Source organism: Corynebacterium pyruviciproducens ATCC BAA-1742 (genome assembly GCF_000411375.1).
Taxonomy (GTDB): domain Bacteria; phylum Actinomycetota; class Actinomycetes; order Mycobacteriales; family Mycobacteriaceae; genus Corynebacterium; species Corynebacterium pyruviciproducens.
Genome location: NZ_KE150446.1, coordinates 1,279,798 through 1,291,332 on the forward strand (window position 1 = coordinate 1,279,798; position 11,535 = coordinate 1,291,332).

Genomic DNA, 11,535 nt, shown 5'->3' on the forward strand with positions numbered 1-11,535 from the left:
ACCCAATTTTTTGCCGCAAATTTGATCACCTGGAGAAACGCGAAACTCAAACACTGATCGGGTCCGAAAGTTTCGGACCCTATCCTCTCCGGCCCCGTCACACCTCGCAGCGGCTACCCTCCGGCACCGTGACGGCGAATGTACGCAGGCACAGGACCTCGGCAACCCAAAAACAGGCATGAGAAAACCCCCGCACACAAAACAGTGTGTACGGGGGAAAAAGTCTCAAACGCGTAGGTTACGCGGTCTGAACCTCGGCCTCTGCGGGGACGATGTTCACGAGCTTGCGGTTACGCTTGGTGGTGAACTCGACCGCGCCCGCTGCGAGAGCGAACAGGGTGTCGTCACCGCCGCGTCCGACGTTCTCACCGGGGTGGAACTTGGTGCCACGCTGGCGAACGAGGATCTCTCCTGCCTTCACCTGCTGACCGCCGAAACGCTTCACACCAAGGCGTTGTGCCTGTGAGTCGCGACCGTTGCTAGAGCTAGATGCGCCCTTCTTGTGTGCCATGTGGGATTCGCCTCCTTTTACTTAATCCCGTTGATCTTGACCACGGTAAGCTTCTGGCGGTGGCCCTGACGCTTCTTGTAGCCAGTCTTGTTCTTGTACTTCAAAATCTTGATCTTCGGGCCCTTAACGTGCTCGACGATCTCGGCGTCAACCTTCACCTTTGCGAGGTCATCGGCCTTGGTAGTGACGTTAGCACCGTCAACGAGCAGAACGGGGGTGAGAGCCACGGACGTCCCCGGCTCACCCTCGATCTTCTCGACCTTGACGAGGTCGCCTTCGGCAACCTTGTACTGCTTCCCGCCGGTCTTGACGATCGCGTACATCTGAGGGTTACCCCATTTCTTAAAACTCGTGGCGGGCACACTACGGCACCCGCGAAATGCTTACAGTTACTTTCCTGCTAGTCGCGCACCAAACCGCGCGCCTAAAACAGCGACTGTCAAAGACTACCCCGACAGTCGCCGTTTTACCAAATCCCTTAGGATTTCGCTTGTCGACGCGCCACGCGGCGACGCCTCGACTTCTTCTGCGGTGCCGGCTTTGCTTCCTCAGCCTTCGCCTCCGGCGACTGTGCCGCGGGCTTCCGCGTCCGCTTCTTCGGTTCCGCCGCCGTCTTGGTGGTGGCCCGGCGCACCGCGCGACGGCGCCTGCCAATCGACTTCTTCGGCGCTTCCTTCGGCTCGGGCTGCTGCGTCGGTTGTTCCGGCTCCGGGGCATCGTTCACGTCGCGAGCGTCGTGAGCGTCGCGAGCGGGCTTGTCAAAGTCCTCCGGCTTCGGCTCGTGGTCACTCACGGAGTTGCCACGCGTGCGACGGCGACGGCGCGGCGACTCGTCGAACCGCTTCTTCGCCTCCTCGTAGGTGAGGGTGTCCTCCGCAGGCTTACGGCCCTCCTCTGGTTCCTCTGCGGGCTTGTCGACGTTTTCCTGAGCGCGGTCCTTCCGCAACGGCTTGTCATCGCCATTCCGCTTGGAGCTGCGGCGACGGCGACGACCATGCGAGCGATCCTCGTGAACCTCGTGATCGTCGTACTGCTCCTCTACCTCGTGGGAGTCCTCGGTCTGATCGGCTTCCTCGTCATGGTGCATGGCGAGTGCGGCCGGGTGCTGGCGCGGGTCGTGCTCCGGCTTGGAACGGCGCTTCTTGTTGCGGCCGTACACCGGGCGCTTCTCCGGCTGCTCCACGGGATCCTCGTGGAGGATGATCCCGCGACCCTCGCACGCCTCGCACGTGGTGGCGAACGTCTCCAACAGGCCGGTGCCGAGCTTCTTGCGCGTCATCTGGACGAGGCCCAGCGAGGTCACCTCGGACACCTGGTGGCGAGTGCGGTCGCGACCCAGCGCCTCCTTCAGGCGACGCAGGACAAGGTCGCGGTTTTCGGGCAACACCATGTCGATGAAGTCCACCACGATCATGCCGCCCAGATCGCGCAGGCGCATCTGGCGCACGATCTCCTCGGCCGCCTCCAGGTTGTTCTTGGTCACTGTCTCCTCAAGGTTGCCGCCAGAACCTGTGAACTTGCCGGTGTTCACGTCGATGACGGTCATCGCCTCCGTGCGGTCGATGATAAGGGTGCCGCCCGAGGGCAGCCACACCTTCCGGCCGAGCGCCTTCTGCAGCTGCTCGTCGATTCGGTAGTGGGCGAACACGTCCTCGCCATCGTTATCCTCGGCGTTGTACTTGACCACGCGGTCGGCAAGGTCGGGGGCGACCTTATCCACGTAATCGGACACCGTGGAGTACGCACGATCGCCTTCCACAACGAGCGTGGAGAAATCCTCGTTGAACAGGTCGCGGACAACCCGGATGAGAACGTCCGGCTCCTCGTACATGGTGACAGGCTTTGCACCCTTGGAGGCCTTTTCCTCCTCCGTGCGGCGCGCGATGTCCTCCCACAGCGTGTGCAGGCGCTCAACGTCGGCGGCAATCTCCTTCTCGGACACGCCCTCGGCGGCGGTGCGCACGATGGCACCACCCTCGTTGGGGATGACGTCGTTGAGGATGGACTTGAGGCGCTTGCGCTCCGGCTCCGGCAGCTTGCGCGAGATACCGGCGTTGTGGCCACGCGGCACGTACACCAGGTAGCGGCCGGCCAGCGAAATCTGCATGGTGAGGCGGGCACCCTTGTGGCCCACGATGTCCTTGGACACCTGGACGAGAACCTGGTCGCCGGACTTCAACGCCTGATCGATGCGGCGCTTCCGGCCGCCGAGCCCCATCTGCCGCCAATCAATATCGGCGGAGTACAAAACGCCATTGCGGCCGGTTCCGATATCGATGAACGCAGCCTCCATGGAATCCAGCACGTTTTGGACACGGCCCAGGTAAATGTTCCCCACCTGCGAAGCCGCGGTATTCGACGTGACAAAGTGCTCCACCAGCATGTCGTCCTCGAGCACGCCGATCTGGGTGATCAGGCCGCCGTGGTCCGTGCGCTCACGCTCGCGGACGACCATGGTGCGCTCCACCGATTCCCGGCGCGCCAAGAACTCCGCCTCGGTGACGATGTGCCTGTTGTTGCGATCCTCCGCGCGACGCTCGTGACGGCGGCGACGCTGCGCTTCGAGGCGGGTCGACCCCTTGATGGCCTTCGGCTCGGTGATCTGCTCGACGGGTTCCTCGCGCACCGGTTCTTCCTTGCGGCCGCGACCTGTGCCACGGCGCCCGCGGCGACGTTTGCGGGTGGACTGCTCGGGGCGGGGAGCCTCTTCTTCCTCGGGCTCGTCGGCACCGTCGTCCTCGGCGTCTGGCTCCTCGATGATGGGCTGGGGGGCGATGAACGTGGGGGCGACAAACGTCGGTGTCAGCGCGGGGTTCTCCTCCGGCTGCTCCGGCGCCGGGGTGATGACAACCTCTTCAACGGGCTCGTCGGTTGCCTCCGGCTCTGAGGTGCTTTCGAGCCGCTCCTCCAGCTGCTTTTCCACCTTGTCTTCAATCTGGTGGATTTCGTTTTCGACGTTCTTGGTCACCCGGTAGCGAAGCTTTTCCTCGTCGCTCGCACCCTTCTTCTTCGCCTTCTCCAGCTTGGTGGCCTTCTTTGCAGCCTTCTTGGTTTGCTTCGCCGTCTTCTTGGCCGATTTCTTAGTCGACTTCTTTAGTTTGGCGGACTTCTCCTGGGGGAACAGGTGCGAAAGAAGCTGCTCGGCCTCGGCCTTGAGGATCGAGCTCTGGGCCTTCTTACCAGTCACACCGATTTCGTCGAGTCCTGCCAGGACAGTCTTGGAATCGGTGTTAAGCATCCGAGCCAGATCGTAAACTCGAACCTTCTCCCCCAGATCATCTGGGTTCACGGGCGTTAATTCACCGGTGGTACGTGCCACGGGTTCTCCTTTTATTTGTTTGTCCCCGGGCGCTGACATGTCGTGCCGCCGCCTCTCGGGGTATGTGAAAGTCTTATCGGGCGGTTCAGCGATCCAGAATTCTTCCGGGCGAACGCACCATGCACCTATTGTTGCACAGCGAGGAGCCCACCGGCAATAATGTAGCCTTTTGTCATGCCTCAACTACCGGTGGAACCGACACCCGGACTGCCCCAGTTTCGACCGCTTCCCTACGTGGCCGCGGGCGTATCGTTTGCCGCCACCCGCGTCGCGCTCAACTACGAGAACCTCGCGTGGGCTGCGATCTTCGCGGTGCTCACGGTACTGGCTTTTGTGGTGACCTTCCGCGACCAGGGAACGCGAGGGGTTTTCGCAGTATACGACCACGAAGAGGATGCCGTGTACAAGAGCGCGAGCGGAACCATCATCGCGCTAGTCACCGCGATGTTTTTTGATGCCACCGGCGACGCGTTCACCCCGCATTTTGATATCCCCCAGGCGGTGGCTGAATACGGCCTGTTCGGGCTGTGGTCCGTGACGCTCAGCCTGGGAATGATCGCCGATGCCAGGCGGCTGCACAAGAGGCGCCTCAACCGCATGAAGCGTGTATTGAAACAGCCAATCAAGGCCTTGCCACCTGCCACGAGTGACGTGGAGCAAAGGGCAATGTACGTTCTCAGGGACGGCGGTGCCACCGGCGGCTGGCGGATGAAGGTCAAAACGCTCGCCAAAAAACTGGGCATAAGTAAGGACGAGGCCGTGGAGCTGTGCAAGCGGATGCGGGATAAGGGGACCATCGCTATCTACTCCATCGGGTATAAAAATAAGCCCCACGAATGGAACGTGGAGCTTACTGCCAGCGGTTTGGCCGCCGCGATTAGAGGTTCGGGAACCAGATCTTGATTTCGCGCTCGGCGGACTCGGGGGAATCCGAGCCGTGGACAACGTTCTCGCCAACGGTGAGGGCGAAATCGCCACGGATGGAGCCGGGGGTAGCCTTGGACACCGGGTCGGTGCCGCCGGCGAGCTGACGCCATGCCTCGATGGCGCGCTCACCCTCGATGACACCGGCGATGAGCGGTGCGGAGGTGATGAAATCAACGAGCTCGCCGTAGAAGGGCTTACCCTCGTGCTCGGCGTAGTGCTTCTCGGCAGTTGCCTTGTCAGCAACCCGCAGGTCGAGGGCGACGAGCTTGAGTCCCTTGCGCTCGATGCGGGAGATAATTTCGCCGACGTGGCCGTTCTTGACGCCGTCAGGCTTGATCAGAATGAGTGTACGTTCAGTCATGGTGCACAACTCTACTAGATAGCGTCAAAGACGGCACGGCTGCTGGGACTAAAAGAACCTCTCCACAGCATCCTTGGCATCCGGAAGACTGAGACCGGGGACGGCCTCGCGCAGGCACCTGGTGGCGGAGACGGTGTCGCCGTCGCGCTTGAGGCGGGCGACCTCCACCTTCGTGTCATCCGGGATGGAATTAGCCACCGAGGCGGTGAACTCCACGCGCGGCGGCTTCTTGAACTCCACATAGGTGAGGATGGCCGTGCCGATTCCCAAAATGAGGATGGCGGTACCCCATCCCCACCGGCCACCCATGTAGTAGGTGACGGCGGTGAGCAGGAAACACAGTGTTGCAAAACCGTAAATAAACTTCATTTATGTGTGCTGCGTGGTGAGAAGTCCACGCTTCTGCCTCTCTATGATGACGTTGCGCAGGTAGAACACGAACACCCACACGAGGATGAAGATGATGACCGCGGCCCCCATCGACCAGTGGATGAAGAATCCTCCCAGGGCCACCACCTGAAGTGCGATGTTCATCCAGATCGCCCAGCTGAAGCGCTGCAGGAAGGCGGCCACCACGTGGGCAACGGTGACGATAGAGACAAACCAGATGTTGGCCGGGGTCCACAGGTCACCAAACTTGGAGATCACGGTAAGGACGAGCCCCAGGGTGATCGCCTCGGCGATGAGCACGCCGCTCATCACGCCGCGCAGGCCCTTGATGGGATCCTTCGCGGGCTCGTGGCCTGGCCCCAGGGGGCCGTATTCTTGCTTGTCGGTCATGCTGGGTCCTTTCCAAACAAGGTCCTGGCCTCACCCGCGGTGACAACCGAACCGGTGATGAGGATGCCTCCGCCGGAAACCGTATCACCCTCGGTGGGATCCTCGGCAAGCTCGACGGCGAGCTCCACCGCTCCCGGCAGCGTCTCTGCCAGGTGAACGCGTTCCTCGCCGAAGATCGCGCGGGCCTTTTCCGCCAGTTCCTCGGCGGGCAGGCAGCGCGGCGACGTGTTCACGGTGCACACGACCTCGTCCAAGACGGGCTCGAGTTCGCGCAGCACCCCGTCCACGTCCTTATCGCCCAGGCACGCCATCACGCCGATGAGGCGGCGGAAGGTGAAATCTCGGTCGATGGCCTTTGCCAGCGCCTTCGCGCCGTGCGGGTTGTGGGCGGCATCGATGAAAGTGGTCGGCGTGGCGCGGACGCGCTCGAGGCGACCGGGAGACTGCACCTGCGCGAAACCGCGCTTGACCGTCTCGAGGTCGAGCTGGTGGCCGGTTCCCGCGCCAAAGAACACCTCGACGGCTGCCAGCGCCACGGCGGCGTTTTCCGCCTGGTGGGCACCGGACAGCGGCAGGAAGATGTCCTCGTACGTGCCACCGAGCCCCTGGATGGTGAGCTGCTGGCCACCGACGGCGACGGTGGATTCTGTGACGCCGAACTCTTGCCCCAGCCGGGCCACGGAGTTGTCCTCCTCCACGGCCTTTTCCAGGATTACCCGCATGGCGTCCGGGTCTTGCTTGCCAATAACGGTGACCGGCCCCGGGCGCAGCAGATCGGTGGGATCCCACTTGGGCTTGATAATGCCTGCCTTCTCCCCGGCGATCTCGGCGATGGTATCGCCGAGCATTCCCTGGTGATCGAGACCCACCGGGCAGATGACGCTGACATCGGCGTGGACAACGTTGGTGGCATCCCAGCGGCCGCCCATGCCCACTTCCACCACTCCCACGTCCACGGGGGCGTCGGCAAAGGCGGCGAAAGCCATGGCGGTGAGCACCTCGAACTTGCTCATCGGGTACTCGGCCTCGGCGTCGACCATCTCCACGTAGGGCTTGATCTCTTCCCAGATGCGCACGTAATCGGCCGGATGGATGGGTTCGCCGTCGATGCCGATGCGCTCGGTGACAAGCTGCAGGTGCGGGCTCGTCGTGCGGCCGGTGCGGCGCGAGAAGGCACGCAGCAACGACTCGATCATCCGCACCGTGGAGGTCTTGCCGTTGGTGCCGGCGACGTGGATCATCGGGCTGGCCTGCTCGGGGTGGCCGAGCAGATCCATGAGCTTGGCGATCCGGGAAAGCGAGGGATCGATGTGGATCTCGCTCCACCGCTCGTTGTGCTCGGCGTCTACCTCCGCCAGGCGCGCCAGGTCTTCCTTGGTTACCGGCCGTTTCTCCTCGTGCTCCTTCTTCTCTGAAAGGTTGAGGGTGAGGCCGGAATCGTTGAACTCAAGGCTCATCGCATGTTCTCCAATTGGGCGAGGCGGGCCTCCAGGCGCTCCTTTTCGGCCTGGGCCACCTCGCGGCGCTTCTTGATCTTGTCCACAACGGCCTCGGGGGCCTTGGACAAGAACGCCTCGTTGCCGAGCTTCTTGCCGGTGGTGTCCAGCTCTTTCTCCTGCTTGGCAATGTCTTTCTGGCAGCGCTTGATCTCCGCGGCCACGTCGATGGTGCCGGACGTATCCACCTCCACGAGCACGGTCTTCTCTGCCAGGCGAATCTCGATGGAGGCTGTGGGGGTGAAATCGCCCTCCGGGGGTGTCAGCCGCACGAGGTCGCGCACGGCCTCTTCTAGGCCGGCGAGGTCGGCTGCCGCAAAATCGATACGTGCCGGCACCTTTTGGGAGGGCTTGACACCCTGGTCGGAGCGGAAGCGGCGGACCTCGGTGACGAGCTTATGCACGTCGGCGATGCGGCGAGCGGCAACCCCATCCTTCGGTTCGTCGGTGGCCTCGGGCCACTGCGCGAAGGTGATGGTCTCCTCACCGGTGAGCGCGGTCCATAGGGTTTCGGTGACGAACGGCATCGTCGGGTGGAGGAGGCGGAGGACCTGGTCCAGCACGTGCCCCATGACGGAGGGCTGGAAGTTGGTTTTTGACAGCTCGAGGTACCAGTCGCACAGCTCGTCCCACACGAAGTGGAACATTTCCTCATTAGCTTTGGCGAACTGGTAATCGTCGAGAAGCTCATTGACGTCGCGGGTGACCTCGTTGAGACGGTCGAGGATCCACCGGTCGGCGTCGCCCACGGCCGCGGGCGACGGGCCGGAGACCTCAGCACCGCGGGACAGCGCGAAGCGGGCGGCGTTGAACAGCTTGGTAACAAAGTTGCGGGCCGAGGAGCCGGCGTCGGTACCGAGCGGGAGGTCGACGCCGGGGTTGGCACCGCGGGCGAGGGCGAAGCGCAGCGCATCCGCGCCGTACTCCTCCACCCAATCCATGGGGTTGATGCCGTTGCCCAGGGACTTGCTCATCTTGCGGCCGCGTTCGTCGCGGACAAGCCCGTGGAGGAACAGGTCCGTGAACGGAACCTCGCCAAGGCCGGGGGTCATTTCGCCGGCGTAGGTGCCAAACATCATCATGCGGGCCACCCAGAAGAAGAGGATGTCGTAGGCGGTGACGAGGACGCTCGTGGGGTAGAACTTCTTCAGGTCGTCGGCAGAATCCGGCCAGCCCATCGTGGAGAACGGGAACAGCGCGGAGCTAAACCACGTGTCCAGCACGTCGGGGTCCTGCGTGTAGCCCTCCGGCGGGACGTCGTCGGGGCCGCAGCACACCACGTCGCGCTCTGAACCGTCGGCGGGCTCGGGGCCGTACCAGATCGGGATGCGGTGGCCCCACCACAGCTGCCGGGAGATCGTCCAATCGTGCATGTTGTCCACCCATTCGAAGTACCGGGGCTCGAGCGCCTGCGGATGGATCTTGGTCTTGCCCTCGCGGATGGCGTCGCCGGCCATCTTGGCCAGCTTGTCCACCTTGACAAACCACTGGAGGGACAGGCGGGGCTCGATGGGCTCGCCGGAGCGCTCGGAGTGGCCCACGGAGTGCACGTAGGGGCGGATTTCCTTCACAATGCGGCCCTGCTCGCGCAGCGCCTCGCAGATCTCGTGGCGGGCTTCCTCGCGGGTCATGCCGTCGAACCGGGTGCCCGTGTTGCAGATGTGGGCGGTGGAATCGAGGATGATGGGCATGTCCAGGTTGTGGCGCTGCCCCATGGCGTAGTCGTTGGGATCGTGGGCCGGGGTGATCTTCACCGCGCCGGTTCCGAACTCCATGTCTACGTAGTCGTCGGCGATGACCTTAATAGTAAGGTCGTCGCGGAACGGGTGCGGGAACTCCTGCCCCACGAGATCGGTGTAGCGCTCGTCGTCGGGGTGGACGGCCACGGCCACGTCGCCGAGCATCGTCTCGATACGGGTGGTGGCCACCACGATGTGCGGCTCATCGTCGTTCATGGAGCCGTAGCGGAAGCTGACGAGCTCGCCCTCGACATCCTTGTACACAACCTCGATATCGGAGACGGCGGTCTCCAGCACGGGCGACCAGTTGACCAGGCGGTAATCCTGGTAGATCATGCCCTCGTCGTACATCTTCTTAAAGATGGTCTGCACGGCGCGGGAGAGGCCCTCGTCCATGGTGAAGCGCTCGCGGGTCCAGTCGACGGAATCACCGATGGCGCGCATCTGCTTGAGGATGCGTCCGCCGTATTCTTCTTTCCATTCCCAGACCTTGTCCACGAACTCGTCGCGCTCGTAATCCCAGCGGCGTTTGCCTTCCTCCTCCTGGAGTTTGGCTTCCACCTTGGTTTGGGTGGCGATGCCCGCGTGGTCCATGCCTGGCAGCCACAGCACCTCGTAGCCCTGCATACGCTTGCGGCGCACGATGGAATCGATGAGCGTGTGGTCTAGTGCGTGCCCCATGTGGAGCTGACCGGTAACGTTCGGTGGCGGTAGCACCACGGAGAAGGCAGGCTTGGCCGAGTGGGCGTCGGGCGTGAAGTATCCCCTGTCTACCCACGATTCGTACAGTTTTGCTTCATGCTCTTTCGGCTCCCACTTGCTGGGGAGCTCGCGATTTTCCCGGTTATCAGTCACGGTAGCCATCTTATCGCCTGGAGCCCACTCGCTTTACACCCTCTACGCCCTGGCACGTGCACCAAGCGCCCCACCACCCCCGTTTGCGGCGTTTTCCCTACCCCCACTGACACGTTTACCTGCACCTATAGCGTTCAAGCTAGAAATTTTAGGAGACTGCAAGGCTTACTGGACACTCAGGAAAAAATAAGCTATTCTAAGTTTTACTTAGAAACCAGTGAACGTTTCTTAGAACTTCACACTCCGCGTTTTACCATCAAGTAAGGACCAGACATCATGCGTAAAACCGCCCTTCTCACAGCTGTGGCTATGGCCGCCTCGCTCGTGGTTGCCCCGAGCTTTGCCTCCGCGGGCGACAACGGCAACGGCTTCTACAACGTCGTCGTCGGCCCGGGCACCGACGAATCCTCGGCCACTATCACGTGGGATGAGACCCATCTACTCCCCACGGGCGTTGACTTCAACGGGGATTCCAAGAAAGATTTTTCCTCCAAGCGCCTCGGGTCATCTACCCTCTCCACTCGTTTCGGCGTTTTTTACCATAAGAAAGCCGTGGTCACGGGCTTGAACCCGGGCCAGCAGTACACGTTCCGGCTGGGCACTGACCTCACTTGGTCCCCCGAGATGACGTTCACGGCGGGCACTGCGTCCAGCTCCTGGTCCTTCGCTGCGACGGGCGCTCCCGATGTGCTTGTCGACGACGCGACGTGGGCCGACACGGTCGCCGCCGCTGCCGCGACTCACCCTGAGCTCCTGGTAGTTACCGGCAACGCGATGTCCAACAAGAAGTCCAACGAAGAGCGCGACACGTTCACGGACACCATGCGCACCGACTTGATTCCCACGGCAGTCGGCTACCACACAGACGACACCGCCACAGCGGCCGACACCAGCTGGCACTTCTCGTTCCCCGGTGACCAGAAGCTGACCACCTCGTTCACGCACAACAACGTCGGCTTCATCAACGTGGCTACCGCTGTGTCCGGTGCGGACCTGGAGAGCTTCATCACCAGTGAGGCGCAGCGCCTTTCCGCCAGCACGGACTGGATCGTGCTGTACGGGATGCAGAAGCTCACCCCCGAGCTACAGAAGATCGCTAGCCAAGCCGGTGTGGACCTCATCTTGAGCGGCGGGACGGGCTACTACAGCCGCTCCTACCTATTGAACGCCACCGGCGTGGACAAGGCAGCAGGACCCACGGTACACCCGAAGGACGTGCAGACGCTCTTTGTCTCCCTCAACGCCCCCGCGGATATGGGCCGGCAGAACCCCGCCAACGATCCCGCAACCTTTGCCAAGACCGCCCAGGATGGCACTCCGGATTACACCACCGTCGATGTGACCCCGGAGGAGCTCACGGTGACCACTCGCGATGTGGCAACAGGCGCGGTCATTGACACGGTGACGCTGTCCCGCAAGCCGGAGATCAAGCCCGGCCCCATCGCCAGCGAGGATCCCACCACCCCGGCGGAGACCACCCCGACCCCGAACAAGCCCACGAGCGAGCCCAAGCCCACCACGGAGAAACCGACCAGCGAGCCGAAGCC

Annotated in this window: 10 protein-coding genes; 2 read left to right on the forward strand and 8 right to left on the reverse strand. The window is 62.7% G+C overall.

What is annotated here, in order from left to right:
- Positions 1-238 precede the first annotated feature (238 nt).
- The 3 genes from rpmA to HMPREF1219_RS05525 form a co-directional block, all read right to left on the reverse strand.
- Positions 239-511, reverse strand: a complete 273-nt coding sequence (gene rpmA, locus HMPREF1219_RS05515; RefSeq protein ID WP_016457906.1) for a 50S ribosomal protein L27 — start codon at positions 509-511, stop codon at positions 239-241.
- Between the two features lie 17 nt (positions 512-528).
- Complete coding sequence (gene rplU, locus HMPREF1219_RS05520; protein WP_005389206.1) at positions 529-834, reverse strand: 50S ribosomal protein L21; 306 nt, start codon at positions 832-834, stop codon at positions 529-531.
- 155 nt (positions 835-989) lie between these two features.
- Entirely contained in the window at positions 990-3,869 is a 2,880-nt protein-coding gene (locus HMPREF1219_RS05525; RefSeq protein WP_211212607.1) for a translation initiation factor IF-2 N-terminal domain-containing protein, read from the reverse strand.
- A 135-nt stretch (positions 3,870-4,004) separates the two neighbouring features.
- Here HMPREF1219_RS05525 and HMPREF1219_RS05530 point away from each other — a divergent pair, with 135 nt between their 5' ends.
- Positions 4,005-4,733: a hypothetical protein gene (locus tag HMPREF1219_RS05530; RefSeq protein WP_016457908.1), complete on the forward strand. Its 729-nt coding sequence runs from the start codon at positions 4,005-4,007 to the stop codon at positions 4,731-4,733.
- Here the strand turns inward: HMPREF1219_RS05530 and ndk are convergent.
- The 5 genes from ndk to HMPREF1219_RS05555 are packed head-to-tail and all read right to left on the reverse strand — an operon-like array spanning position 4,708 to position 9,997.
- A complete protein-coding gene (gene ndk, locus HMPREF1219_RS05535; RefSeq protein WP_016457909.1) occupies positions 4,708-5,118 on the reverse strand; it encodes a nucleoside-diphosphate kinase in 411 nt (136 codons plus the stop codon). The two genes, HMPREF1219_RS05530 and ndk, sit on opposite strands and share 26 nt — an antisense overlap.
- 48 nt (positions 5,119-5,166) lie before the next feature.
- Positions 5,167-5,487 (reverse strand): hypothetical protein, encoded by a 321-nt coding sequence (locus HMPREF1219_RS05540; protein WP_016457910.1) that lies wholly within the window; start codon positions 5,485-5,487, stop codon positions 5,167-5,169.
- Positions 5,488-5,898: a DUF4233 domain-containing protein gene (locus HMPREF1219_RS05545; RefSeq protein ID WP_016457911.1), complete on the reverse strand. Its 411-nt coding sequence runs from the start codon at positions 5,896-5,898 to the stop codon at positions 5,488-5,490.
- Complete coding sequence (folC, locus tag HMPREF1219_RS05550; RefSeq protein ID WP_016457912.1) at positions 5,895-7,355, reverse strand: bifunctional tetrahydrofolate synthase/dihydrofolate synthase; 1,461 nt, start codon at positions 7,353-7,355, stop codon at positions 5,895-5,897. The genes HMPREF1219_RS05545 and folC overlap by 4 nt, the downstream gene beginning before the upstream one ends.
- Positions 7,352-9,997: a valine--tRNA ligase gene (locus tag HMPREF1219_RS05555; protein ID WP_016457913.1), complete on the reverse strand. Its 2,646-nt coding sequence runs from the start codon at positions 9,995-9,997 to the stop codon at positions 7,352-7,354. Before HMPREF1219_RS05555 ends, folC begins: the two co-directional genes overlap by 4 nt.
- Before the next feature lie 267 nt (positions 9,998-10,264).
- Here HMPREF1219_RS05555 and HMPREF1219_RS05560 point away from each other — a divergent pair.
- On the forward strand, positions 10,265-11,535 hold a 1,271-nt coding region (locus HMPREF1219_RS05560; RefSeq protein WP_016457914.1), incomplete at its 3' end, for a fibronectin type III domain-containing protein.

Coding starts and splice junctions, on each gene's coding strand:
- HMPREF1219_RS05555 (WP_016457913.1), bottom strand. CDS start 9,997: ATGGCTACCGTGACTGATAACCGGGAAAATCGCGAGCTCCCCAGCAAG.
- HMPREF1219_RS05545 (WP_016457911.1), bottom strand. CDS start 5,898: ATGACCGACAAGCAAGAATACGGCCCCCTGGGGCCAGGCCACGAGCCC.
- HMPREF1219_RS05540 (WP_016457910.1), bottom strand. CDS start 5,487: ATGAAGTTTATTTACGGTTTTGCAACACTGTGTTTCCTGCTCACCGCC.
- ndk (WP_016457909.1), bottom strand. CDS start 5,118: ATGACTGAACGTACACTCATTCTGATCAAGCCTGACGGCGTCAAGAAC.
- HMPREF1219_RS05525 (WP_211212607.1), bottom strand. CDS start 3,869: ATGTCAGCGCCCGGGGACAAACAAATAAAAGGAGAACCCGTGGCACGT.
- HMPREF1219_RS05530 (WP_016457908.1), top strand. CDS start 4,005: ATGCCTCAACTACCGGTGGAACCGACACCCGGACTGCCCCAGTTTCGA.
- rpmA (WP_016457906.1), bottom strand. CDS start 511: ATGGCACACAAGAAGGGCGCATCTAGCTCTAGCAACGGTCGCGACTCA.
- folC (WP_016457912.1), bottom strand. CDS start 7,355: ATGAGCCTTGAGTTCAACGATTCCGGCCTCACCCTCAACCTTTCAGAG.
- rplU (WP_005389206.1), bottom strand. CDS start 834: ATGTACGCGATCGTCAAGACCGGCGGGAAGCAGTACAAGGTTGCCGAA.